This window comes from Streptomyces sp. NPDC008163 (assembly GCF_042956885.1).
Lineage (GTDB): Bacteria > Actinomycetota > Actinomycetes > Streptomycetales > Streptomycetaceae > Streptomyces > Streptomyces drozdowiczii_A.
Genome location: NZ_JBIBHG010000005.1, coordinates 106,265 through 131,457, shown reverse-complemented (window position 1 = coordinate 131,457; position 25,193 = coordinate 106,265). Strand labels below are relative to the sequence as shown.

At 71.6% G+C, this 25,193-nt stretch carries 23 protein-coding genes; 21 read left to right on the top strand and 2 right to left on the bottom strand.

The features are described 5' to 3' along the window. Positions 1–41: 41 nt before the first annotated feature. The gene (gene rpsD / locus ACFZAT_RS13220; protein WP_018524225.1) at positions 42–656 is read left to right on the top strand and encodes a 30S ribosomal protein S4; all 615 of its coding nucleotides are present in this window, start codon (positions 42–44) and stop codon (positions 654–656) included. Here the strand turns inward: rpsD and ACFZAT_RS13215 are convergent. Next, entirely contained in the window at positions 644–2,848 is a 2,205-nt protein-coding gene (locus ACFZAT_RS13215) for an AAA family ATPase (protein WP_391263747.1), read from the bottom strand. The two genes, rpsD and ACFZAT_RS13215, sit on opposite strands and share 13 nt — an antisense overlap. Positions 2,849–3,066: 218 nt before the next feature. Here ACFZAT_RS13215 and ACFZAT_RS13210 point away from each other — a divergent pair, with 218 nt between their 5' ends. The 14 genes from ACFZAT_RS13210 (at position 3,067) to nusB (ending at position 16,332) form a co-directional block, all read left to right on the top strand. Beyond that, positions 3,067–3,507: a DUF948 domain-containing protein gene (locus ACFZAT_RS13210; protein ID WP_018103889.1), complete on the top strand. Its 441-nt coding sequence runs from the start codon at positions 3,067–3,069 to the stop codon at positions 3,505–3,507. Positions 3,508–3,514: 7 nt separating this feature from the next. Continuing rightward, positions 3,515–3,868: a DUF6167 family protein gene (locus tag ACFZAT_RS13205; protein ID WP_391263745.1), complete on the top strand. Its 354-nt coding sequence runs from the start codon at positions 3,515–3,517 to the stop codon at positions 3,866–3,868. Then, positions 3,868–6,537, top strand: coding sequence for an alanine--tRNA ligase (gene alaS, locus ACFZAT_RS13200; protein WP_391263743.1), 2,670 nt, complete (start codon positions 3,868–3,870; stop codon positions 6,535–6,537). Before ACFZAT_RS13205 ends, alaS begins: the two co-directional genes overlap by 1 nt. A gap of 8 nt (positions 6,538–6,545) precedes the next feature. Then, positions 6,546–7,019, top strand: a complete 474-nt coding sequence (gene ruvX / locus ACFZAT_RS13195; RefSeq protein WP_391263741.1) for a Holliday junction resolvase RuvX — start codon at positions 6,546–6,548, stop codon at positions 7,017–7,019. Positions 7,020–7,114: 95 nt separating this feature from the next. Then, positions 7,115–8,896, top strand: a complete 1,782-nt coding sequence (gene mltG / locus ACFZAT_RS13190; RefSeq protein WP_391263739.1) for an endolytic transglycosylase MltG — start codon at positions 7,115–7,117, stop codon at positions 8,894–8,896. Further along, positions 8,893–9,720, top strand: a complete 828-nt coding sequence (locus tag ACFZAT_RS13185) for a shikimate dehydrogenase (protein ID WP_391263737.1) — start codon at positions 8,893–8,895, stop codon at positions 9,718–9,720. The genes mltG and ACFZAT_RS13185 overlap by 4 nt, the downstream gene beginning before the upstream one ends. Positions 9,721–9,865: 145 nt before the next feature. Continuing rightward, on the top strand, positions 9,866–11,050 hold the full coding sequence (gene aroC, locus ACFZAT_RS13180) for a chorismate synthase (protein ID WP_391263735.1): 1,185 nt from the start codon (positions 9,866–9,868) through the stop codon (positions 11,048–11,050). Next, positions 11,047–11,589 carry a shikimate kinase gene (locus ACFZAT_RS13175; protein WP_391263734.1) on the top strand — a complete coding sequence of 181 codons (543 nt, stop codon included), beginning with the start codon at positions 11,047–11,049 and terminating at the stop codon, positions 11,587–11,589. The genes aroC and ACFZAT_RS13175 overlap by 4 nt, the downstream gene beginning before the upstream one ends. Continuing rightward, the gene (aroB, locus tag ACFZAT_RS13170; RefSeq protein WP_391263733.1) at positions 11,586–12,680 is read left to right on the top strand and encodes a 3-dehydroquinate synthase; all 1,095 of its coding nucleotides are present in this window, start codon (positions 11,586–11,588) and stop codon (positions 12,678–12,680) included. Before ACFZAT_RS13175 ends, aroB begins: the two co-directional genes overlap by 4 nt. Next, positions 12,677–13,117: a type II 3-dehydroquinate dehydratase gene (aroQ, locus tag ACFZAT_RS13165; protein ID WP_018524238.1), complete on the top strand. Its 441-nt coding sequence runs from the start codon at positions 12,677–12,679 to the stop codon at positions 13,115–13,117. Before aroB ends, aroQ begins: the two co-directional genes overlap by 4 nt. Before the next feature lie 125 nt (positions 13,118–13,242). Then, positions 13,243–14,097, top strand: coding sequence for a Pro-rich N-terminal domain-containing protein (locus ACFZAT_RS13160; RefSeq protein ID WP_391263730.1), 855 nt, complete (start codon positions 13,243–13,245; stop codon positions 14,095–14,097). 76 nt (positions 14,098–14,173) lie between these two features. Further along, complete coding sequence (locus ACFZAT_RS13155) at positions 14,174–15,280, top strand: M24 family metallopeptidase (RefSeq protein WP_391263728.1); 1,107 nt, start codon at positions 14,174–14,176, stop codon at positions 15,278–15,280. A gap of 51 nt (positions 15,281–15,331) precedes the next feature. Beyond that, entirely contained in the window at positions 15,332–15,898 is a 567-nt protein-coding gene (gene efp / locus ACFZAT_RS13150) for an elongation factor P (protein WP_018103901.1), read from the top strand. Positions 15,899–15,900: 2 nt separating this feature from the next. Continuing rightward, positions 15,901–16,332: a transcription antitermination factor NusB gene (gene nusB / locus ACFZAT_RS13145; protein WP_391263725.1), complete on the top strand. Its 432-nt coding sequence runs from the start codon at positions 15,901–15,903 to the stop codon at positions 16,330–16,332. Positions 16,333–16,498: 166 nt separating this feature from the next. On the opposite strand, the gene bldD is transcribed toward nusB, so the two are convergent. Continuing rightward, positions 16,499–16,999, bottom strand: a complete 501-nt coding sequence (gene bldD / locus ACFZAT_RS13140; RefSeq protein WP_018103903.1) for a transcriptional regulator BldD — start codon at positions 16,997–16,999, stop codon at positions 16,499–16,501. Between the two features lie 221 nt (positions 17,000–17,220). Between bldD and pyrR the strand changes: the two genes are divergently transcribed. From pyrR to carB, 6 genes are all read left to right on the top strand, one after another. After that, entirely contained in the window at positions 17,221–17,805 is a 585-nt protein-coding gene (gene pyrR / locus ACFZAT_RS13135; RefSeq protein WP_391263723.1) for a bifunctional pyr operon transcriptional regulator/uracil phosphoribosyltransferase PyrR, read from the top strand. Between the two features lie 85 nt (positions 17,806–17,890). Further along, positions 17,891–18,883 carry an aspartate carbamoyltransferase catalytic subunit gene (locus ACFZAT_RS13130; RefSeq protein ID WP_391264271.1) on the top strand — a complete coding sequence of 331 codons (993 nt, stop codon included), beginning with the start codon at positions 17,891–17,893 and terminating at the stop codon, positions 18,881–18,883. Between the two features lie 2 nt (positions 18,884–18,885). Then, positions 18,886–20,172: a dihydroorotase gene (locus tag ACFZAT_RS13125; protein ID WP_391263721.1), complete on the top strand. Its 1,287-nt coding sequence runs from the start codon at positions 18,886–18,888 to the stop codon at positions 20,170–20,172. Next, a complete protein-coding gene (locus ACFZAT_RS13120; RefSeq protein ID WP_391263719.1) occupies positions 20,169–20,744 on the top strand; it encodes a hypothetical protein in 576 nt (191 codons plus the stop codon). Before ACFZAT_RS13125 ends, ACFZAT_RS13120 begins: the two co-directional genes overlap by 4 nt. Further along, positions 20,741–21,880 (top strand): glutamine-hydrolyzing carbamoyl-phosphate synthase small subunit, encoded by a 1,140-nt coding sequence (gene carA / locus ACFZAT_RS13115; RefSeq protein ID WP_391263717.1) that lies wholly within the window; start codon positions 20,741–20,743, stop codon positions 21,878–21,880. The genes ACFZAT_RS13120 and carA overlap by 4 nt, the downstream gene beginning before the upstream one ends. Then, positions 21,873–25,181 carry a carbamoyl-phosphate synthase large subunit gene (carB, locus tag ACFZAT_RS13110; RefSeq protein WP_391263715.1) on the top strand — a complete coding sequence of 1,103 codons (3,309 nt, stop codon included), beginning with the start codon at positions 21,873–21,875 and terminating at the stop codon, positions 25,179–25,181. Before carA ends, carB begins: the two co-directional genes overlap by 8 nt. Positions 25,182–25,193: the final 12 nt, after the last annotated feature.

Below are 25,193 nucleotides of genomic sequence, written 5' to 3'. Positions count from 1 at the left end.
AAGGTGAGCCTAACCTAACCTACAACGGAGGTCTGGAGAACGTGCCTAATCAGTCGCGTCCCAAGGTCAAGAAGAGCCGCGCGCTCGGCATCGCGCTGACGCCGAAGGCGGTCAAGTACTTCGAGGCCCGCCCCTACCCGCCGGGCGAGCACGGCCGCGGCCGCAAGCAGAACTCGGACTACAAGGTCCGTCTGCTGGAGAAGCAGCGTCTGCGTGCGCAGTACGACATCAGCGAGCGCCAGATGGCGCGCGCCTACGACCGCGCCAAGAAGGCCGAGGGCAAGACGGGCGAGGCGCTGGTCGTCGAGCTCGAGCGCCGTCTCGACGCGCTGGTCCTGCGTTCGGGCATCGCCCGGACCATCTACCAGGCCCGCCAGATGGTCGTCCACGGCCACATCGAGGTCAACGGTGGCAAGGTCGACAAGCCGTCGTTCCGCGTCCGCCCCGACGACGTGGTCCAGGTCCGCGAGCGCAGCCGCTCCAAGGTCCCCTTCCAGGTGGCCCGCGAGGGTGGTTACGACACCGACGGCGAGACCCCGCGCTACCTGCAGGTGAACCTGAAGGCCCTGGCCTTCCGCCTTGACCGGGACCCGAACCGCAAGGAAATCCCCGTGATCTGCGACGAGCAGCTCGTCGTCGAGTACTACGCCCGCTGATCCAGGCGTAGCCGCTCTTCACCGGCGCTCAGGCCCGCCCCTTCCCGGTCCCCGGGGAGGCGGCGGGCTTTCGCGTTCTCCCGCGTCCGGAGCGCCCGGGCGACCGCCGCGTCCGGCGCCAGCTCCCCGCCCGCGCCGAGCGCCGCCGCGTACCGCGCCCCGCCCAGCTCCCGCAGCGCCAGCTCCTCGCAGCGGGCCCTCGGTGCCCCGTAGTACGCCGAGCCGAACAGCGGCAGGCCGACCGAGGGCCAGATCCGGTCGGCGGCCCCCTGGAGCAGCGCCGCCTCGGCCGCGTCCCCCTCGGTGACCGTGACCAGGGCCAGCAGTTCGAGGACCAGGACCGTGCCGAGCAGGTCGTGGAAGCCGTGGCTGATGGCCAGCGATTCGAGGAGCAGCCGCCGGGCCCGCTCCGGGGCGCCCCGTTCCAGGGACGCGTAGGCCAGGACGTACAGCGCGTAGCTCAGGGCCCACCGCTCGCCGTGGTCCTCGCAGATGTCCCGGACCTCCTCGCAGATCGCGACGGCCCGCTCCGCATCCCCCAGGAAGCCGGTGGCCATGGCCAGTTCGACCTGGGCCATCAGGACGTTGCTGTTCAGCTCGCCCAGCTCCCGGTAGCGGCCGAGCGCGTCGTCCAGGAGGCCCCGGGCGCGCTCCATGTCGTCCGTGACCAGCGCCAGGCACCCGGTGCGGTGCACGGCGTACGCGGCCGCGGTGGCGTCGCCCGCCGCCTCGGCCTCCTCCCGGCACTCCGTCAGCGCGGAGATCGCCCCCACCGGGTCCCCCTGGAGGACGGCCACGTATCCCAGCACCCACAGGGCCTTCAGCCGCGAGGAGTCGTACGGGGTGTCCTCCTCCAGTACGTGCTCCAGCCAGTGCCGGCCCTCCGAGAGGCGCCCGCAGCCCACCCACAGGAACCACAGCGTGCCCGCCAGGTACTGCGCCAGGTGCGCCTCCTGCGGGCTCTCCAGCGAGCACTCCATGGCCCGGCGCAGATTCGGCAGGTCGCTCTCGGCCCGGGCGGCCACCTCCGCCTGCCGGGGACTGAACCAGTCCAGCTCGCACCAGGTCGCCAGGCCCAGGAACCAGTCGCGGTGCCGTCGGCGCAGCCGCTCGGTGTCCCCCGTGGCGGCCAGCCATTCGGCGCCGTACTCGCGCACGGTGTCCAGCATCCGGTAGCGGGTGCCGGCGGGGGAGTCCTCGCGCAGCACCACGGACTGGGCCAGCAGCCCGGACAGCACGTCGAGCACCGAATCGGCGGGCAGGTCCGGCCCGCTGCAGATGTACTCGACGGCCTCCAGGTCGAACTGCCCGGCGAAGACCGAGAGCCGGGCCCACAGCAGCCGCTGCGGCGGCGCGCACAGCTCATGGCTCCAGCCGATGGCCGTCCGCAGCGTCTGGTGCCGCTCCAGGGCGCCCCTGGTCCCCCCGGTCAGCAGCCGGAAGCGGTCGTCCAGCCGTTGCAGCACCTGCTCGGTCGACAGGGCCCGCAGCCGCCCCGCCGCCAGCTCCAGGGCCAGCGGGATGCCGTCGAGCCGGCGGCACAGCTCCTGGGCGTGGGCGAGGCCGTGCCCGGTCAGCCGGAAGCCGGGCCGCACCCCGGCGGCCCGCTCGGCGAACAGCCGGAGCGCGTCCTCGTCGGTCATGGTCGCGAGCGGGTGGACCGCCTCGCCCGCCAGCTCCAGCGGCAGCCGGCCCGCCGCGAGGACCCGCAGCCGCGGGGCGCGGCGCAACAGCTCCCGTACCAGCGCGGCGCAGTCGTCCACCAGGTGTTCGAAGCCGTCGATCACCAGCAGGAGGCCGCGGTCCGCGCAGTGCTCCACGATCGCGGCGCGGGGCGGCCGGGCGGTGTGGTCGGTGAGTCCCAGCGCCTCGGCCACGGCGTGTTCCAGCAGCCCGGCGTCATGGACGGCGGACAGCTCCACCAGCCACACCCCGTCGCAGTACCGTTTCTCCAGCAGCGCTGCCGCTCTGGTGACCAGACGGGTCTTGCCGACGCCGCCCACCCCGGTCACGGTGACGAGCCGCGATTCCTCCAGAGAGCGGGCGAGCGCGTCCAACTCGCTCTCCCGCCCCACGAAGTCGTTCAGCTCCGCGGGCAGATTGCCCGGGTGCGGAGGTGCGGCGGTGTCGTCGGCGGCGGCCGGGGTACCGGAGTCGCCGGCGGGCGGAGAAGGGCGCTGAGGGCGTCGCATGAGACACGCAGAGTACTGGCTTGAAAGCGCTCCGTACAATCTCGTCCCGCTCATCCCCGCCCCACACCCGGTCCACGCGGTGCGGGGCGTGAGCCCCGGCGCGATAGGCTCGGGGGAAGGTGACCGGCCGCCCTGAACGGCCCTCGCCGCAGAGCAGGAGAACAAGACAGAGACTGACGACAAGCCAGAGAGCGCGGTGCACTGTGTCCGGTGGTGAGGTGGCCGGGATCATCGTGGCCGTCTTCTGGGCGATCCTGGTTTCGTTCCTCGCCGTCGTGCTGGTGAGGCTCGCCCAGACGCTCAGGGCGACCACCAAACTCGTGGCGGACGTGACCGAACAGGCCGTCCCCCTGCTCGCGGACGCCTCCGCGACCGTACGCTCCGCGCAGACCCAGCTCGACAAGGTCGACGCCATCGCGACGGACGTGCAGGAGGTCACCTCCAACGCCTCCGCGCTCTCCACCACGGTCGCCTCCACGTTCGGCGGGCCCCTGGTCAAGGTCGCCGCGTTCGGCTACGGGGTCCGGCAGGCCATCGGCCGCCGGTCCGCCCCCGAACCGGAGGCGCGATCCCGGCGCTCGGTGATCGTCGGCCGGACCGTCCCGTCCGCGCGCGGCAGGAAGCGCGGCGGCCGAAATTCCCGCGGATCTAAGGACTGACGCAGCGATGTTCCGCCGTACGTTCTGGTTCACCGCCGGCGCAGCCGCCGGAGTGTGGGCCACCACCAAGGTCAACCGGAAGATCAAGCAGCTGACCCCCGAAAGCCTCGCGGCGCAGGCCGCCGACAAGGCGATCATGGCCGGTCACAAGCTCAAGGACTTCGCGCTGGACGTCCGCGAGGGCATGGTCAGGCGCGAAGCCGAACTCGGCGAGGCGCTGGGCCTCGAAGCGGCGGACGCCCGCGAGCTGCCCCCGGCGCGCCGGCCGGCCGTCGAGGCGGCCGACGCGGACCCGCACCCGGCCCCCGCCACCTACCGCAAGCTCCCCTACCACTCGTACAACCGGAATGAGGACCACTGATGGAGTCGGCAGAAATTCGTCGCCGCTGGCTGAGCTTCTACGAGGAGCGCGGTCACACCGTTGTCCCTTCGGCGTCGCTCATCGCGGACGACCCGACTCTGCTGCTGGTCCCCGCCGGCATGGTGCCGTTCAAGCCCTACTTCCTCGGTGAGGTCAAGCCGCCCGCGCCGCGCGTCACCAGCGTGCAGAAGTGCGTGCGCACGCCGGACATCGAGGAGGTCGGCAAGACCACCCGGCACGGCACCTTCTTCCAGATGTGCGGCAACTTCTCGTTCGGCGACTACTTCAAGGAAGGCGCCATCGAGTACGCCTGGGAGCTGCTGACCAGCTCCGTGGCGGACGGCGGCTTCGGTCTCGACCCCGAGCGCCTGTGGATCACGGTCTACCTGGACGACGACGAGGCCGAGGCCATCTGGCGCGACAAGATCGGTGTCCCGGCCGAGCGCATCCAGCGCCTGGGCAAGAAGGACAACTTCTGGTCCATGGGCGTCCCCGGCCCGTGCGGCCCGTGCTCCGAGATCAACTACGACCGCGGCCCCGAGTTCGGCGTCGAGGGCGGGCCGGCCGTCAACGACGAGCGCTACGTGGAGATCTGGAACCTGGTCTTCATGCAGTACGAGCGCGGCGCGGGCGAGGGCAAGGACGACTTCCCGATCCTCGGCGACCTGCCCTCCAAGAACATCGACACCGGTCTCGGCCTCGAACGCCTCGCGATGATCCTGCAGGGCGTGCAGAACATGTACGAGACCGACACCCTGCGCGTCGTCATGGACCGCGCCACCGAGCTGACCGGGGTGCGCTACGGCGCCGCCGAGTCCACCGACGTCTCGCTGCGCGTGGTCGCCGACCACATCCGCACCTCCGTGATGCTCATCGGCGACGGCGTCACCCCCGGCAACGAGGGCCGCGGCTATGTGCTGCGCCGCATCATGCGCCGCGCCATCCGCAACATGCGCCTGATGGGCGCCACCGGCTCCGTCGTCCGCGAGCTGGTCGACGTCGTGGTCAACACGATGGGGCAGCAGTACCCGGAGCTGATCACCGACCGCAAGCGCATCGAGACCGTCGCGCTCGCGGAGGAGGCCGCGTTCCTCAAGGCCCTCAAGGGCGGCACCAACATCCTGGAGACCGCCGTCACCGAGACCAAGGCCGCCGGCGGCACGGTCCTCGCCGGCGACAAGGCGTTCCTGCTCCACGACACCTGGGGCTTCCCGATCGACCTCACCCTGGAGATGGCCGCCGAGCAGGGGCTCTCCGTGGACGAGGACGGGTTCCGCCGCCTCATGCAGGAGCAGCGGGCCAAGGCCAAGGCCGACGCCAAGGCCAAGAAGACCGGCCACGCCGACCTCTCCGCCTACCGCGAGGTCGCCGACAACTCCGGCGTCACCGAGTTCACCGGCTACACCATGACCGAGGGCGAGTCGACGATCGTCGGCCTCCTCGTGGACGGTGTCCCCTCGCCCGCCGCCACCGAGGGCGACGAGATCGAGGTCGTCCTCGACCGCACCCCGTTCTACGCCGAGGGCGGCGGCCAGCTCGCCGACCAGGGCCGCATCCGGCTCGACAGCGGCGCCGTCATCGTGGTCCGCGACGTCCAGCAGCCGGTCCCGGGCGTCTCCGTGCACAAGGGCTCCGTCCAGGTCGGCGAGGTCACGGTCGGCGCGTCCGCGTACGCGGCCATCGACTCCACCCGCCGCCGCGCCATCGCCCGCGCGCACAGCGCCACGCACCTCACGCACCAGGCGCTGCGCGACGCGCTCGGCCCCACGGCCGCCCAGGCCGGTTCGGAGAACTCCCCGGGCCGCTTCCGCTTCGACTTCGGCTCGCCGGCCGCCGTTCCGGGCACGGTCCTCACCGACGTCGAGCAGAAGATCAACGAGGTCCTGGCCCGCGAGCTCGACGTGCAGGCCGAGGTCATGTCGATCGGTGAGGCGAAGAAGCAGGGCGCCATCGCGGAGTTCGGCGAGAAGTACGGCGAGCGGGTCCGGGTCGTCACCATCGGGGACTTCTCCAAGGAGCTCTGCGGCGGTACGCACGTCCACAACACCGCCCAGCTCGGCCTGGTCAAGCTGCTCGGCGAGTCCTCCATCGGTTCCGGCGTGCGCCGCATCGAGGCCCTGGTCGGCGTCGACGCGTACAACTTCCTGGCCAAGGAGCACACGGTCGTCGCCCAGCTCCAGGAGCTGGTCAAGGGCCGCTCCGAGGAGCTGCCGGAGAAGATCGCGGGCATGCTCGGCAAGCTGAAGGACGCCGAGAAGGAGATCGAGAAGTTCCGCGCGGAGAAGGTCCTCGCGGCCGCCGCCGGTCTCGTGGACTCCGCGAAGGACGTCCGGGGCGTCGCCCTGGTCACCGGCCAGGTGCCGGACGGCACCTCCGCCGACGACCTGCGCAAGCTCGTCCTCGACGTGCGGGGCCGCATCCAGGGCGGCCGCCCGGCGGTCGTCGCGCTGTTCACGACGGCCAACGGGCGCCCGCTGACCGTCATCGCGACCAACGAGGCGGCCCGCGAGCGCGGCCTCAAGGCCGGCGACCTCGTCCGTACCGCCGCCAAGACCCTCGGCGGCGGGGGCGGCGGCAAGCCGGACGTCGCGCAGGGCGGCGGCCAGAACCCGGAGGCGATCGGCGACGCCGTCGCCGCCGTCGAACGCCTCGTCACCGAGACGGCGTGACGCCGGGCATGACGCAGATGCGCCGCGGTCGCCGGCTGGCGATCGACGTCGGGGACGCCCGGATCGGGGTCGCCTCGTGCGACCCCGACGGGATCCTCGCGACGCCGGTGGAGACCGTGCCGGGACGTGATGTCCCGGCCGCCCACCGGCGGCTGGGACAGATCGTCGCGGAGTACGAACCGATCGAGGTCGTCGTCGGACTGCCGCGCTCCCTGGGGGGCGGCGAGGGCCCTGCCGCCGTGAAGGTCCGGGCGTTCGCCGATGTGCTCGCCCGAGCGGTCGCACCCATTCCGGTGCGTCTGCTGGACGAGAGGATGACCACAGTGACGGCGAGCCAGGGGCTGCGTGCCTCGGGCGTGAAGTCCAAAAAGGGCCGATCCGTCATCGACCAGGCTGCCGCTGTGGTGATCCTGCAGAACGCTCTGGAGTCGGAGCGCGCTTCGGGTAATCCGCCGGGCGAGGCCGTCGAAGTAGTGGTCTGATCGCAATACGGTAACGTTCCGCGCGATGCGGCGGTGTTCGAACAAACACCGCACAGCAAAGAGACGGAACATCGTCTCGCGGCTCAAGGGGATCGATGACTGAGTATGGCCGGGGCCCCGGCTCCGAACCGTGGCATCCCGAGGATCCCTTGTACGGGGACCAGGGGTGGGGCGGCCAGCAGCCTGCCCACGGCCAGGCCCAGTACGACGGCCAGAACCAGTACGACGGCACGACCCCGTACGGCGCCCAGCAGCAGTATCCGCAGGGCCAGTACGACCCGTACCAGCAGCAGCCGCAGGACCCGTACGGCGGGCAGTACCAGCAGCAGGACCCGTACGCGCAGCAGCAGCCGCAGCACCATCAGCAGCAGGACCCGTACGCCCAGCAGCAGTACCAGCAGCAGGCGTACGGGAACCAGCACCCGCAGGATCCGTACGGGCAGCAGCCGCAGCCCGGCTACGACACCGGCTGGGACACCGGCCGGCAGGCGGTGCCGCCGTACGAGGGCGAGCCCGTGGCCACGTACGGCTACGGCGAGACGAACGACTACTACGGCACCCCTGACGCCTACCCGCCGCCGCAGCCCCCCGGCCGCCGCGAGGCCGCTCCCGCCGAGGCGCCCGAGGCGGCCCCGGACTGGGACCCGGAGGAGCCGCCGGAGGAGACCCACCCCTTCTTCACGGGCGTGGACGAGAAGGACAGCGGCAAGAAGCCCCGGGACGACGACTACGACGACGATGACGACGACCGCGACAGCAGCGGGGGCGGCGAGCGCCGGGGCAAGGGCAAGAAGAAGAAGGGCCGCAGCGGCTGCGCGTGCCTGGTCGTCTCCCTGGTCCTGGTCGCCGGCGTCGGCGGCGCGGGCTACTTCGGCTACTCGTTCTACCAGGACCGCTTCGGCCCCGCCCCGGACTACTCGGGCAGTGGCTCGGGCTCGGTCGAGGTGGAGATCCCGAAGGGCGCGTTCGGGTACGACATCGGCAACATCCTGAAGAAGGCCGGCGTCGTGAAGAGCGTCGACGCCTTCGTCTCGGCCCAGAACGAGAACCCGAAGGGCAAGGGCATCCAGGCGGGGGTCTACCTCCTGCATTCGCAGATGTCGGCGTCCGAGGCCGTGAAGATGATGGTGGACCCGAAGAGCCAGAATCTTCTGATCATCCCGGAGGGCACGCCGAACCGGCTGGTGTACGCCTCCATCGACACCAAGCTGGGCGTCGCCAAGGGAACGACCGCCAAGGTGGCCGAGAAGGAGGCGGGCAGCCTCGGCCTCCCGGACTGGGCCAAGGGCCACAAGGGTGTCCTCGACCCCTTGGAGGGCTTCCTCTACCCGGCGGCGTACCCGGTCACGAAGGGGATGAAGCCGGAGACCGTCCTCAAGTCGATGGTCTCCCGCGCCAACGAGGAGTACGAGAAGGCAGACCTGGCGGAGAACGCCGAGAAGCTGAAGCTCAAGGACCCCTGGCAGCTGATCACCGTCGCCAGCCTCGTCCAGGCCGAAGGCAAGTACAAACACGACTTCGGCAAGGTGGCGCGTGTCGTCTACAACCGCCTGAAGCCCGGCAACGTCGAGACCAACGGTCTGCTCGACTTCGACTCCACCGTGAACTACGCGAAGAAGCAGAGCACGCTCGACATCGGAGCGGTCTCGGACCTCCGGAACTTCAAGCACCCGTACAACACGTACTACATTCACGGCCTGCCGCCCGGTCCCATCAACAACCCCGGGGACACGGCCCTGCAGTCCGCCATGAAGCCCACCCCCGGCCCCTGGTACTACTTCGTCTCGGTCACCGAGGACAAGACGCTCTTCGCCGTGACCAACGAGGAGCACGAGCGGAACCGCGAGAAGTACAAGAAGGAGCAGTCGGGTCAGTGAGCACCCAGCACCGCGCCGCCGTCCTCGGCTCGCCCATCGCCCACTCGCTCTCCCCGGTCCTGCACCGGGCCGCCTACGCCGAACTCGGCCTCGACGACTGGTCGTACGGCCGGTTCGAGGTCGATGAGCAGGCGCTGCCCGGGTTCATCGAGGGGCTGGACGGGAGCTGGGCCGGGCTCTCGCTGACCATGCCGCTGAAGCGGGCCGTCATCCCGCTGCTCGACGGGATCACCGACACCGCCGCCTCCGTCGAGGCCGTGAACACCGTGGTCCTCGGCGAGGACGGCCGACGCACCGGCGACAACACCGACATCCCCGGCATGATCGCGGCCCTGCGCGAACGCGGCGTCGACAAGGTCGAGTCCGCCGCGATCCTCGGCGCGGGCGCCACCGCGTCCTCCGCGCTGGCGGCGCTGTCCGGCATCTGCGCCGGACCCGTCACCGCGTACGTCCGCAGCGCGGCCCGCGCCGACGAGATGCGCGGATGGGGCGAACGGCTCGACGTCGACGTCCGCATCGCCGACTGGGCGGAGGCCGACCGGGCGCTGACCGCGCCCCTCGTCATCGCGACCACCCCCGCAGGGGCGGCGGACGCGCTGGCCGGGGCCGTACCGGAGCGCCCCGGCACGCTCTTCGACGTGCTGTACGAGCCGTGGCCGACCCGGCTCGCCTCCGCCTGGACCGACCAGGGTGGCGCAGTCGTCGGAGGTCTCGACCTCCTCGTGCACCAAGCGGTCCTCCAGGTCGAGCAGATGACGGGCCGCTCGCCCGCCCCGCTCGCCGCCATGCGCAAGGCCGGGGAAGAGGCCCTGGCCGCCCGCTGACGCCCGCCCGGCCCCGCTCGCGCCGTCCGTCTGATGGACCGGCGGCGGGGCCGGGGCCCCGGTCGTGGGAGGATCGGAGGCGGCGGGCCAGGGCCGCGCACCCGGTCGCGCCGCTGGATTTCAGGCGCGAGCATGAGGAGCACCGTTGAGCAGGTTGCGCTGGCTGACCGCGGGGGAGTCGCACGGCCCCGCACTGGTGGCGACGCTGGAGGGCCTTCCCGCCGGCGTCCCGGTCACCACGGAGATGGTGGCGGACGCGCTCGCCCGGCGACGGCTCGGCTACGGCCGCGGTGCGCGGATGAAGTTCGAGCAGGACAAGGTCACCTTCCTCGGCGGTGTCCGGCACGGCCTCACCATGGGCTCCCCGGTCGCCGTGATGGTCGGCAACACCGAGTGGCCCAAGTGGGAGCAGGTCATGTCGGCCGACCCGGTCGACCCCCAGGTGCTGGCCGAGCAGGCCCGCAACGCCCCGCTGACCCGGCCCCGCCCCGGCCACGCCGACCTCGCCGGCATGCAGAAGTACGGCTTCGACGAGGCCCGGCCGGTCCTGGAGCGCGCCAGCGCCCGGGAGACCGCGGCCCGGGTCGCCCTCGGTGCCGTCGCCCGGTCCTACCTCAAGGAGACCGCGGGCATCGAGATCGTCAGCCACGTCGTGGAGCTGGCCGCCGCCAAGGCGCCGTACGGGGTCTACCCGGTCCCCTCCGACGTGGAGCGGCTCGACGCCGACCCGGTGCGCTGCCTCGACGCCGACGCGAGCAAGGCGATGGTCGCCGAGATCGACCAGGCCCACAAGGACGGTGACACCCTCGGCGGCGTGGTCGAGGTGCTGGCGTACGGCGTGCCCGTCGGACTCGGCTCGCACGTGCACTGGGACCGGCGGCTCGACGCCCGCCTCGCCGGGGCGCTCATGGGCATCCAGGCCATCAAGGGCGTCGAGGTCGGCGACGGCTTCGACCTCGCCCGGGTGCCCGGGTCCAAGGCGCACGACGAGATCCTGGTGACCGAGGACGGCATCAAGCGCGCCTCCGGCCGGGCCGGCGGCACCGAGGGCGGCCTCACCACCGGTGAGCTGCTGCGCGTCCGCGCCGCGATGAAGCCGATCGCCACCGTGCCGCGCGCCCTGGCCACCGTCGACGTCGTCACCGGTGAGCCCGCCAAGGCCCACCACCAGCGCTCCGATGTCTGCGCCGTCCCGGCCGCCGGGATCGTCGCCGAGGCGATGGTCGCCCTGGTCCTGGCCGACGCCGTCGCGGAGAAGTTCGGCGGCGACAGCGTCACCGAGACCCGCCGCAACGTGACGTCGTACCTCGACCACCTCCAGATCCGATGACCGGACCCCTGGTCGTCCTCGTCGGACCCATGGGCGTCGGCAAGTCCACGGTCGGCGAACTGCTCGCCGGCCGGCTGGGCACCGGCTACCGGGACACCGACGCGGACGTCGTCGCGACGGCCGGCAAGCCCATCGCGGAGATCTTCTACGACGAGGGCGAGGACCACTTCCGCGCGCTGGAGCGGGAGGCCGTCCGCGCCGCCGTCGCCGAGCACACCGGCGTCCTCTCGCTCGGCGGCGGCGCCGTCCTGGACGGGTCGACCCGCGCGCTGCTCGCCGGCCACCCGGTCGTCTACCTCTCGATGGACGTGGACGAGGCGGTCAGGCGGGTCGGGCTCAACACCGCCCGCCCGCTGCTCGCGGTCAACCCGCGCCGGCAGTGGCGCGAGCTGATGGAGGCCCGCCGCCACCTCTACACCGAGGTCGCCCGCACGGTCGTCGCCACCGACGAGCGCACACCCGAAGAGGTCGCCCAGGCGGTCCTCGACGCACTGGAGCTGCCGGACGGGGCCCCGTCCGGCCGGGAGAACACACCATGACCCAGCAGGCACCCATCCGCGTCCGCATCGCCGGCAGCGCGGGCACCGACGCGTACGAGGTACTGATCGGCCGGCAGCTCCTCGGCGAGCTGCCCGGGCTCATCGGTGAGCGGGCCAAGCGCGTCGCGGTCCTCCACCCCGAGGCGCTCGCCGAGACCGGCGAGGCGGTCCGCCAGGACCTGGCCGACCAGGGCTACGAGGCCATCGCGATCCAGCTGCCCAACGCCGAGGAGGCCAAGACAGTCGAGGTCGCCGCCTACTGCTGGAAGGCGCTCGGCCAGACCGGCTTCACCCGCACCGACGTCATCGTCGGCGTCGGCGGCGGCGCCACCACCGACGTGGCGGGCTTCGTCGCCGCCTCCTGGCTGCGCGGGGTGCGCTGGATCGCCGTACCGACGACCGTGCTCGGCATGGTCGACGCGGCCGTCGGCGGCAAGACCGGCATCAACACCGCCGAGGGCAAGAACCTCGTCGGCGCCTTCCACCCGCCGGCCGGGGTCCTCTGCGACCTGGCCGCCCTGGACTCGCTGCCCGTCCACGACTACGTCTCCGGCATGGCCGAGATCATCAAGGCCGGCTTCATCGCCGACCCGGTGATCCTCGACCTGATCGAGGAGGACCCGCAGGCCGCCCGTACGCCCGCCGGACCGCACACCGCCGAGCTCATCGAGCGCTCGATCCGGGTCAAGGCCGACGTCGTCTCCAGCGACCTCAAGGAGTCCGGACTCCGCGAGATCCTGAACTACGGCCACACCCTGGGCCACGCGATCGAGAAGAACGAGCGCTACAAGTGGCGCCACGGTGCCGCCGTCTCCGTCGGCATGGTCTTCGCCGCCGAACTGGGCCGGCTGGCCGGCCGCCTGGACGACGCCACCGCCGACCGGCACCGCGCGATCCTCGAATCCGTCGGGCTGCCGCTCACCTACCGGGGCGACCAGTGGCCCAAGCTCCTCGAGAACATGAAGGTCGACAAGAAGTCGCGCGGCGACCTGCTGCGCTTCATCGTCCTGGACGGCCTCGGCAAGCCCGCCGTCCTGGAGGGCCCCGACCCGGCTGTCCTGCTCGCCGCCTACGGGGAGGTCGCGGCATGACCCGCCGGGTCCTCGTGCTCAACGGCCCCAACCTCGGCCGGCTCGGCTCCCGCGAGCCCGACGTCTACGGCTCCACGTCGTACGCCGGGCTCGTGGAGGCGTGCCGCACCCTCGGCAAGGAACTCGGCTTCGACGCCGACGTGCGCGAGACCAACGACGAGGGCGAGCTGATCCGCTGGCTCCACGAGGCCGCCGACGGATCGATTCCGGTCGTCATCAACCCGGGTGCCTTCACGCACTACTCGTACGGGATGCGGGACGCGGCCGCCCAGCGCACCGCCCCGCTGATCGAGGTCCACATCTCGAACCCGTACGCACGGGAGGAATTCCGCCACACCTCGGTGATCGCCCCGGTCGCCACCGGGACCGTGGCCGGATTCGGCATCGGCTCCTACCGTCTCGCCCTGCGCGCCCTGGCGGACGAACTCACCGACTGAACAGGGCCCGTACAGGCTCCCGGGCACCTCAGACCCTCCCCGGCCGTTGTCCGTGTGGCGGCCGGGGAAGGTACGGTTGCCGTTGCACCAGCGCCAGTTGCCTGTACGAGACGGAGTTGCACCGGATGCAGCACGCAGTGGGGGCCCCGCTGCCTCCGCCCCAGGGTCCCGGAAACGGCCCCGTCGGCTGGCCGCACCAGGCCCAGCACCCCGGCCCGCCGCACCAGCCCCCGGCCGGTCCGCCCGCCGGGCACCCCGGCCCGCCGCCCGCAGGCCCGCCCGCGTCGCAGGGACACGGCTGGAACGGACCGGCGCCGCAGCAGGCCCCGGCCCCGGTCTCCCGCGAGACCACCGGGCACATCCAGCTGCCGGCCGGCAGACCCGTACCGCTTCCGGCGCCGCCCGCCGAGCCCGGCACGGGCAACGCCACGCTCGCGGTGCTCCTCATCGGCCCGGCGGGCGCCGGGAAGACCACCGTGGCCCGGCTCTGGGCGGCCCGCCGCCGGGTGCCCACCGCCCACGTCAGCCTGGACGACGTCCGGGAGTGGGTCTGCTCCGGCTTCGCGGACCCGCAGGCCGGGTGGAACGACCAGTCGGAGGCCCAGTACCGGCTGGCCCGCCGCACCTGCGGCTTCGCCGCCCGCAACTTCCTGGCCAACGGGATCTCCTGCATCCTGGACGACGCCGTCTTCCCGGACCGGCCGGTCGTCGGCCTCGGCGGCTGGAAGCGGCACGTCGGCCCCGGGCTCCTGCCCGTCGTGCTGCTGCCCGGCCTGGAGATCGTCCTGGAGCGCAACGCGGAGCGCAGCGGCAACCGCCGCCTCTCGGACGAGGAGGTCGCCCGCATCCACGGCCGGATGGCCGGCTGGTACGGCTCCGGGCTGCCGATCATCGACAACTCGACGTACGACGTGGAGACCACCGCCCGGGTCCTGGACGACATACTCGCCCGGTCCCTGGCCAGCCCCCCTTCCTGGTAGCCGGCGGCGCCCGGCCCGACCCCCGGTCGGACGCTCCCGCCGGGCGGGCCCGGCGCCGCGCTCGTACGCTCGACGCATGTCAGAGGTGTACGCCGTCCGACGCGGGCTGCTCCGCGACCGGTGCGCCGCAGTCGGATCCGCGGCCGCCCTGGTCTCCCGCCCCGCCAACGTCCGCTACCTGGCCGGGGGAGCGCCCCCGGGTGCCGTGCTGCTGCTCGGCCCCGGCGAGGACGTCCTGCTCTGCCCCCGCCCACCGACCGGTGACCCGGCCGACGGGCGCACCGACGAGCACGTGCGGGTCGATGCGCTGCCGGTGGCGGGCGGGGACCCCGTGGTCGCCGCCGCCGACCTGGCCGCGGCGGCCGGCGCGGAGTCGCTGGCGGTCGAGGAGCACGACCTGACGGTCGCCCGGCACCGGGCCATGGCCTCGGTCGCCCCCAAGCTGCGGCTGGCGGATCTGGGCGCGACGGTCGAGCAGTTGCGGATCGTCAAGGACGAGGAGGAGATCGGCTGCCTGCGGATCGCGGCCGAGATCACCGACCAGGCCCTGGGCGAACTCCTCGAATCGATCCTCGTCGGCCGCACCGAACGGCACCTGGCGCTGGAGCTGGAACGCAGGCTGGTGGACCACGGCGCCGACGGACCGGCCTTCGCGACCTCCGTCGCCACCGGCCCCAACTCCGGCCGGGGCCGCCACCGGCCCTCGGACCGGCGGGTCGAGGAAGGAGATTTCCTCTCGGTCTGCCTGGGCGCCAACTACCGCGGCTACCGCTGCGAGATCGGCCGGACCTTCGTCATCGGAACGGCGCCCGCCGACTGGCAGATCGAGCTGTACGAGCTGGTTTTCGCCGCTCAGCGGGCCGGCCGGGAGGCCCTGCTGCCCGGCGCCGAGTACCGCGACGTGGACCGGGCCGCCCGTCATCTGCTGGACTCCGCGGGCCACGGCGAGGGCCTGGCGCCCTTCACCGGCCACGGGGTGGGGCTCGAAATCGACGAGGACCCGCAGCTGGCACCCGCGGCCATGGGTAAACTGGACGCTTGTGTGCCGGTCACCGTCGAACCGGGGGTCCACCTCCCGGGCCGGGGCGGGGTCCGGATCGATGACACGCTCGTCGTGCGCCCCGAGGCGGACGGCGGACCCGAGCTACTCACCATTACGACCAAGGAGCTGCTCGCGCTCTAGCGCGCGTCCCTCGGTCGTTCCACCAGCTTCAGCCCAGGAGATTCCGCAACCGTGGCTTCCACGAACGACCTCAAGAACGGCATGGTGCTCAAGCTCGACGGGGGCCAGCTCTGGTCCGTAGTCGAGTTCCAGCACGTCAAGCCCGGCAAGGGCCCGGCCTTCGTGCGTACCAAGCTCAAGAACGTGCTCTCCGGCAAGGTCGTCGACAAGACCTTCAACGCAGGCATCAAGGTCGAGACGGCCACGGTCGACCGGCGCGACATGCAGTTCTCGTACATGGACGGCGACTACTTCGTCTTCATGGACATGGACACGTACGACCAGCTGATGGTCGACCGCAAGGCCGTCGGTGACACCGCCAACTTCCTGATCGAGGGCTTCACCGCCTCCGTCGCCCAGCACGACGGCGAGGTGCTGTACGTCGAGCTCCCGGCCGCCGTCGAGCTGAAGATCCAGCACACCGACCCGGGCGTGCAGGGCGACCGCTCCACCGGCGGCACCAAGCCGGCCACCCTGGAGACCGGTTACGAGATCGGCGTCCCGCTGTTCATCACCACGGGTGAGACGATCAAGGTCGACACCCGCTCGGGCGAATACATCAGCCGGGTGAACAAGTAGTCGTGGCTGCTCGTAACACGGCGCGCAAGCGCGCCTTCCAGATCCTCTTCGAGGCCGACCAGCGTGGCGAGTCCGTGCTGACGGTCCTCGCGGACTGGGTGCGGCACTCGCGGTCCGACACCCGTCAGCCGCCGGTCACCGAGTACACGATGGAGCTCGTGGAGGGGTACGCGCAGTACGCGGACCGCATCGACGACCTCATCGTCACCTACGCCGTGGACTGGGAGCTCGACCGCATGCCGGTCGTCGACCGGAACATCCTGCGACTCGGTGCCTACGAGCTGATCTGGGTCGACGGCACCCCGGACGCGGTGGTCATCGACGAGGCGGTGCAGATCGCCAAGGAGTTCTCCACCGACGACTCCCCGTCCTTCGTGAACGGCCTGCTGGCCCGTTTCAAGGACCTCAAGCCGAATCTCCGCCGGGAGCAGTGACCCGGCGGCGTTCCGCCGACGAAGGGCCCACGGCTTCGGCCGTGGGCCCTTCGGCATGTTCGCGCGGATCTCTCGCGCTTACGGCCCACGAGAAAAGCCGGGCCCGGCGGGGCACCCGTGCGGGGCCCCGCCGAACCCGGCGGCAACGTTTCTCCGAGGGGGCTGCTCAGCCCTCGTCGTGGGCGACGGCGCGGCGCGCGTCCGCGTCGAGCACGCCCCAGCTGATCAGCTGCTCAGTCAGCACCGAGGGCGACTGGTCATAGATCACGGCCAGCGTGCGCAGGTCGTCCTGGCGGATCGACAGCACCTTGCCGTTGTAGTCGCCGCGCTGGCTCTGGATCGTCGCCGCGTAACGCTGGAGCGGGCCGGCCTTCTCCGGCGGCACGTGCGCCAGGCGCTCCAGCTGGAGGACCAGCTTCGGCGGCGGCTCGGCGGCACCGCCGGGCGTCGTGCCCGGCAGGAGCTCCTGGACCGGGACGCCGTAGAAGTCCGCCAGCTCGGCAAGGCGCTGTACGGTCACGGCACGGTCGCCGCGCTCGTACGAGCCGACCACGACGGCCTTCCAGCGGCCCTGGGACTTCTCCTCCACGCCGTGGAGGGAGAGGCCCTGCTGGGTGCGGATGGCACGGAGCTTGGCCCCGAGCTGCTTTGCGTATTCGCTGGACATAAGGCTCCCCGGACGCTGGAACGTACGCGGCTGGACCGCGTGTCTGGTAACTCACTGTGAGGTTACGCAGCGTTACTTGGTCGCGTCAAGCTGAGATGGTCCGTACCGGCTTTCCCCAGGGGTGCGGGCGAGCTCCGGCACGGGCCCTGGTAACGTGGATGACGCAATTTCGACGTCCTTTAAGGTCCGTCCCGTGAGGCGGAGAAGGAGGTCCGTTTCTTATGGACGCACAGTACGACGCCACCGGCAATGCGGCACGCCCCGTTCTGGAGGCTCCCGACATCGCCCGGGTCCTGACCCGCATCGCCCACGAGATCGTCGAACGCGCCAAGGGCGCCGACGACGTGGTGCTCCTCGGCATCCCGACCCGCGGGGTCTTCCTCGCCCGCCGGCTCGCCGCCAAGCTCGAAGAGATCACCGGCCGCACGATGCCGGTCGGTTCCCTCGACACCACGATGTACCGCGACGACCTGAGGCTGCGCCCCGCGCGCGCCCTGGCCCGCACCGAGATCCCCGGTGACGACATCGAGGGCCGCCTGGTCGTCCTCGTGGACGACGTCCTCTTCTCCGGCCGCACGATCCGCGCCGCCCTCGACGCGCTCGGCGACCTCGGCCGGCCCCGCGCGGTGCAGCTCGCGGTCCTCGTGGACCGCGGCCACCGCGAACTGCCGATCCGCGCCGACTACGTCGGCAAGAACCTCCCCACGTCGCTGCGGGAGACGGTCAAGGTCCAGCTCGCCGAGGAGGACGGCCGCGACGCCGTGCTGCTCGGGGTCGAGCAGGCCGCCCCCGCGGTCGAGCGCTAGCTGCCCCTCCGTACGGCCGCCCGCCGTACGGCGGCTTCCGCGCGCCCGCATGCCTGAAACCTCCAGCCACCCGGAGAACACCCAGATGAAGCGCCACCTCATCTCGGCCGCCGACCTCACCCGCGACGACGCCGTCCTGATCCTCGACACCGCCGAGGAGATGGCCAGGGTCGCGGACCGGCCGATCAAGAAGCTCCCGACCCTGCGCGGCCGGACCGTCGTCAACCTCTTCTTCGAGGACTCGACGCGTACCCGCATCTCCTTCGAGGCGGCCGCCAAGCGGCTGTCCGCCGACGTCATCAACTTCTCCGCGAAGGGCTCGTCCGTCTCCAAGGGCGAATCCCTCAAGGACACCGCCCTGACCCTGGAAGCGATGGGCGCCGACGCCGTCGTCATCCGGCACGGCGCCTCCGGAGCCCCGTACCGGCTGGCCACCTCCGGCTGGATCGACGGAGCCGTCGTCAACGCCGGTGACGGCACCCACGAGCACCCCACCCAGGCCCTGCTGGACGCCTTCACGATGCGCCGCCGGCTCGTGGGCGCCGACGCCGGGCTCGGCAAGGACCTCGACGGCCGCCGGATCACCATCGTCGGCGACATCCTGCACAGCCGGGTCGCCCGCTCCAACGTGCACCTGCTGAACACGCTCGGCGCCCACGTCACCCTCGTCGCCCCGCCCACCCTGGTCCCGGTCGGCGTCGAGCAGTGGCCCTGCGACGTGAGCTACGGCCTGGACGAGGTGCTGCACCGGTCCGACGCTGTGATGATGCTTCGTGTGCAGCGCGAGCGGATGAACGCCGCCTACTTCCCGACCGAGCGCGAGTACTCGCGCCGTTACGGCCTGGACGGCGAGCGGATGGCGAAGATGCCCGAGCACGCCGTCGTCATGCACCCCGGGCCCATGGTCCGCGGCATGGAGATCACCGCCGAGGTCGCCGACTCCGACCGCTGCACGGTCGTGGAGCAGGTCGCCAACGGCGTCTCCATCCGCATGGCCGTGCTCTACCTGCTGCTCGGCGGCTACGAGTCAGCCGCCCCCGGCACCCCTACCGCCGCCCGTACCGAGGAGAACAAGTAACCATGAGCAAGATCCTTATCCGCGGTGCGAAGGTCCTCGGCGGCGAGCCTCAGGACGTCCTCATCGACGGCGAGACCATCGCCGCCGTCGGCACCGGCCTGGACGCCGGCGACGCCACCGTGATCGAGGCGGCCGGACAGGTCCTGCTGCCCGGCCTGGTCGACCTCCACACCCACCTGCGCGAGCCCGGCCGCGAGGACTCCGAGACCGTCCTCACCGGCACCAGGGCCGCCGCGGCCGGTGGCTTCACCGCCGTCCACGCCATGGCCAACACCTTCCCCGTCGCCGACACCGCCGGTGTGGTCGAGCAGGTCTGGCGCCTCGGCAGGGAGTCCGGCTACTGCGACGTCCAGCCCGTCGGCGCCGTCACCGTCGGCCTGGAGGGCAAGCAGCTCGCCGAGCTCGGCGCCATGCACGACTCCGCCGCCGGCGTGAAGGTCTTCTCCGACGACGGCAAGTGCGTCGACGACGCGGTCATCATGCGCCGCGCCCTGGAGTACGTGAAGGCGTTCGACGGCGTCGTCGCCCAGCACGCCCAGGAGCCCCGCCTCACCGAGGGCGCCCAGATGAACGAGGGCGTCGTCTCGGCCGAGCTGGGCCTCGGCGGCTGGCCCGCCGTCGCCGAGGAGTCGATCATCGCCCGCGACGTCCTGCTCGCCGCGCACGTCGGCTCCCGGGTCCACATCTGCCACCTGTCGACCGCGGGCTCCGTGGAGATCGTGCGCTGGGCCAAGTCCAAGGGCTGGAACGTCACCGCCGAGGTCACCCCGCACCACCTGCTCCTCACCGACGAGCTCGTCCGGTCCTACAACCCGGTCTACAAGGTGAACCCGCCGCTGCGCACGGAGGCCGACGTCATGGCGCTGCGCGAGGCCCTGGCCGACGGCACCATCGACTGCGTCGCCACCGACCACGCCCCGCACCCGCACGAGGACAAGGACTGCGAGTGGGCCGCGGCGGCCATGGGCATGGTGGGCCTGGAGACCGCGCTCTCCGTCGTCCAGCAGACGATGGTCGAGACCGGGCTCCTCGACTGGGCCGGCGTCGCCGACCGCATGTCGGCGCGCCCCGCGGCCATCGGGCGGCTCGACGGCCACGGCCGCCCCGTCTCGGCCGGTGAGCCCGCCAACCTCACGCTGGTCGATCCGGCATACCGTGGAGAGGTGGACCCCGCGGGCTTCGCCTCCCGCAGCCGCAACACCCCGTACGAGGGGCGCGAGCTGCCGGGCCGAGTGACCCACACCTTCCTGCGGGGCCGTGCCACGGTCGTCGACGGGAAGCTCGCGTGACAACTCAGACCCTGTACCAGCTCGCCGCCGAGCAGAAGTCGGCGGAAGTGACCGATTGGTCCGCCCGGATCAGCTGGGCGATCGGACTCCTCGTCCTCGTCGCGTTCGTCTACTGGCTGATGCGCCAGGGCTGGAAGTGGCGCGGAAACCTCCAGTCCGACCTGCCCGCCCCGGCCACCGTGCCGGAGGGCTTCGCGGACGGCGAGAAGCTGCTCACCCTCTCCGGCCGCTACCACGCGTCGACCACGGCCGGGCAGTGGCTCGACCGGATCGTCGCCCACGGTCTCGGCACCCGCAGCCGCGTCGAGCTCACCCTCACCGCCGAGGGGCTCGACGTCGTACGGCCCGGCGCCGCGGACTTCTTCGTCCCGGTCGCCGACCTGCGCGGCGCCCGCACCGAAAAGGCACTGGCGGGCAAGGTCCTGCCCGAGGGCGGACTCCTCGTCATCACCTGGGCGCTCGGCGACCGGCTGATCGACTCCGGATTCCGCTCCGACCACTCGGCCGAACACCCTGCCTGGGTCGACGCCGTCAACCACCTCACCAGCACTACGGAAGGCATCGCACGATGACGACCTCCACCCGGGGAGCCCAGGCTCCCGCCGTACTCGTCCTGGAGGACGGCCGCACCTTCCGCGGCCGCGCCTACGGGGCTGTGGGGGAGACCTTCGGCGAGGCGGTCTTCTCCACCGGCATGACCGGCTACCAGGAGACGCTGACCGACCCGTCGTACCACCGCCAGGTCGTCGTGATGACCGCCCCGCACGTCGGCAACACCGGCGTGAACGACGAGGACCCCGAGTCGAGGCAGATCTGGGTCTCCGGCTACGTCGTCCGCGACCCCGCGCGCACCCCCTCCAACTGGCGCTCCCGCCGCACCCTCGACGAGGAGCTGGCGGGCCAGGGCGTCGTCGGCATCAGCGGCGTCGACACCCGCGCCCTCACCCGCCACCTGCGCGAGCGCGGCGCCATGCGCGTCGGCATCTTCTCCGGCGAGGCGGTCACCGACGAGGCGGCGATGCTGGCCCGCGTCCAGGAGGCCCCCGAGATGAAGGGCGCCGACCTGTCCGCGGAGGTCGCCACCAAGGAGGCGTACGTCGTCCCCGCGATCGGCACCAAGAAGTTCACGGTCGCCGCGGTCGACCTCGGCATCAAGGGCATGACCCCGCACCGGATGGCCGAGCGAGGCATCGAGGTCCACGTGCTGCCCGCCACCGCCACCCTGGAGGAGATCTACGCGGTTGCCCCGGACGGCGTCTTCTTCTCCAACGGCCCCGGCGACCCCTCCACCGCCGACCACCCCGTCGCGCTGATGCGGGGCGTCCTGGAGCGGCAGACCCCGCTCTTCGGCATCTGCTTCGGCAACCAGATCCTGGGCCGCGCGCTCGGCTTCGGCACGTACAAGCTGAAGTACGGCCACCGCGGTATCAACCAGCCCGTGCAGGACCGCTCGACCGGCAAGGTCGAGGTCACCGCGCACAACCACGGCTTCGCCGTCGACGCCCCCCTCGACAAGGTCTCCGACACCGCCTACGGGCGTGCCGAGGTCTCCCACGTATGCCTGAACGACCAGGTCGTCGAGGGCCTTCAGCTGCTCGACCGGCCGGCCTTCAGCGTCCAGTACCACCCCGAGGCGGCCGCCGGCCCGCACGACGCCGCGTACCTCTTCGACCGCTTCGTTTCCCTGATGGAGGGCCAGCGTGCCTAAGCGCTCCGATATCCAGTCCGTCCTGGTCATCGGCTCCGGCCCGATCGTCATCGGGCAGGCCGCCGAGTTCGACTACTCCGGTACCCAGGCGTGCCGCGTGCTCAAGGCCGAGGGCCTGCGCGTCATCCTGGTGAACTCCAACCCGGCGACGATCATGACCGACCCGGAGATCGCCGACGCCACCTACGTCGAGCCGATCACCCCCGAGTTCGTCGAGAAGATCATCGCCAAGGAGCGCCCCGACGCGCTGCTGCCCACCCTGGGCGGCCAGACCGCGCTGAACACCGCCATCTCCATGCACGAGAACGGTGTGCTGGAGAAGTACGGCGTCGAGCTCATCGGCGCCAACGTCGAGGCGATCAACAAGGGCGAGGACCGCGACCTCTTCAAGGGTGTCGTCGAGGCCGTCAAGGAGAAGATCGGCTACGGCGAGTCCGCCCGCTCGGTCATCTGCCACTCCATGGACGACGTTCTCGCCGGTGTCGACACGCTCGGCGGCTACCCCGTCGTCGTCCGGCCCTCCTTCACCATGGGCGGCGCCGGCTCCGGCTTCGCCCACGACGAGGAGGAGCTGCGCCGCATCGCGGGCCAGGGCCTCACCCTCTCCCCGACCACCGAGGTGCTGCTCGAAGAGTCCATCCTCGGCTGGAAGGAGTACGAGCTGGAGCTGATGCGCGACCGCAACGACAACGTCGTGGTCGTCTGCTCCATCGAGAACTTCGACCCGATGGGCGTCCACACCGGCGACTCGATCACCGTCGCCCCGGCGATGACCCTCACCGACCGCGAGTACCAGCGGCTGCGCGACATCGGCATCGCGATCATCCGCGAGGTCGGCGTCGACACCGGCGGCTGCAACATCCAGTTCGCGATCGACCCCGCCGACGGCCGCGTCATCGTCATCGAGATGAACCCGCGCGTCTCCCGCTCCTCGGCGCTCGCCTCCAAGGCCACCGGCTTCCCGATCGCCAAGATCGCCGCCAAGCTGGCCGTCGGCTACACCCTGGACGAGATCCCCAACGACATCACCGAGAAGACCCCGGCCTCCTTCGAGCCGACCCTCGACTACGTCGTCGTCAAGGCCCCGCGCTTCGCCTTCGAGAAGTTCCCCTCCGCCGACTCCACCCTCACCACCACCATGAAGTCGGTGGGCGAGGCCATGGCGATCGGCCGGAACTTCACCGAGGCCCTGCAGAAGGCCCTGCGATCCCTGGAGAAGAAGGGCTCGCAGTTCACCTTCACCGGTGACCCCGGCGACAAGGCCGGACTGCTCGCCGAGGCGGTCCGCCCGACCGACGGCCGCATCAACACCGTCATGCAGGCGATCCGGGCCGGCGCCACCCAGGAGGAGGTCTTCGACGCCACGAAGATCGACCCCTGGTTCGTGGACCAGCTCTTCCTGATCAAGGAGATCGCCGACGAGCTGGCCGCCGCCGACAAGCTCGTCCCCGAACTGCTGGCCGAGGCCAAGCGCCACGGCTTCTCGGACGTCCAGATCGCCGAGATCCGCGATCTGCGCGAGGACGTCGTCCGCGAGGTGCGCCACGCGCTCGGCATCCGCCCGGTCTACAAGACGGTCGACACCTGCGCCGCCGAGTTCGCCGCGAAGACCCCGTACTTCTACTCCTCGTACGACGAGGAGACCGAGGTCGCGCCCCGCACCAGGCCCGCGGTGATCATCCTGGGCTCAGGCCCCAACCGCATCGGCCAGGGCATCGAGTTCGACTACTCCTGCGTCCACGCCTCCTTCGCGCTCAGCGACGCCGGCTACGAGACCGTGATGGTCAACTGCAACCCGGAGACGGTCTCCACCGACTACGACACCTCCGACCGCCTGTACTTCGAGCCGCTGACGCTGGAAGACGTGCTGGAGATCGTGCACGCGGAATCCCTGGCGGGCCCGATCGCGGGCGTCGTCGTCCAGCTCGGCGGCCAGACCCCGCTGGGTCTGTCGCAGGCGCTCAAGGACAACGGCGTGCCCGTCGTCGGCACCTCCCCGGAGGCGATCCACGCCGCCGAGGACCGCGGCGCCTTCGGCCGCGTCCTGGCCGAGGCCGGCCTGCCCGCCCCCAAGCACGGCACCGCCACCACCTTCGCCGGGGCCAAGGCGATCGCCGACGAGATCGGCTACCCCGTCCTCGTACGCCCGTCGTACGTGCTCGGCGGGCGCGGCATGGAGATCGTGTACGACGAGGCCCGGCTCTCCGCGTACATCTCCGAGTCCACCGAGATCAGCCCCACCCGGCCGGTCCTGGTCGACCGCTTCCTCGACGACGCCATCGAGATCGACGTCGACGCCCTCTACGACGGCACCGAGCTCTACCTCGGCGGCGTCATGGAGCACATCGAGGAGGCCGGCATCCACTCCGGCGACTCCGCCTGCGCACTGCCCCCGATCACCCTCGGCGGCCACGACGTCAAGCGGCTGCGCGCCTCCACGGAGGCCATCGCCAAGGGCGTCGGCGTCCGCGGCCTGATCAACATCCAGTTCGCGCTCTCCGGCGACATCCTCTACGTCCTGGAGGCCAACCCGCGCGCCTCGCGGACCGTGCCCTTCACCTCGAAGGCAACCGCGGTCCCGCTCGCCAAGGCCGCCGCCCGGATCTCGCTGGGCGCGACCGTCGCCGAGCTGCGCGAGGAGGGTCTGCTGCCGAAGACCGGCGACGGCGGCACGCTGCCGCTGGACGCGCCGATCTCCGTCAAGGAGGCCGTCATGCCGTGGTCGCGCTTCCGCGACATCCACGGCCGGGGCGTCGACACCATCCTCGGCCCGGAGATGCGCTCCACCGGCGAGGTCATGGGCATCGACTCGGTCTTCGGCACCGCGTACGCCAAGTCGCAGGCCGGCGCCTACGGGCCGCTGCCCACCAAGGGCCGCGCCTTCATCTCGGTGGCCAACCGCGACAAGCGCTCGATGATCTTCCCGGCCCGCGAGCTGGTCGCCCACGGCTTCGAGCTGCTGGCCACCTCCGGCACCGCCGAGGTCCTCAAGCGCAACGGCATCAACGCCACGGTCGTGCGCAAGCTGTCCGAGGGCGAGGGCCCGAACGGCGAGCGGACCATCGTCCAGCTGATCCACGAGGGCGGTGTCGACCTCATCGTCAACACCCCGTACGGCACCGGCGGCCGGCTCGACGGCTACGAGATCCGCACCGCGGCCGTCGCCCGCTCCGTGCCCTGCCTGACCACGGTCCAGGCGCTCGCCGCGGCCGTCCAGGGCATCGACGCCCTCAACGGCGGGGACGTCGGCGTCCGTTCCCTCCAGGAACACGCGGAACACTTGACCGCGGCCCGCGACTAGGCAGCCCACAAG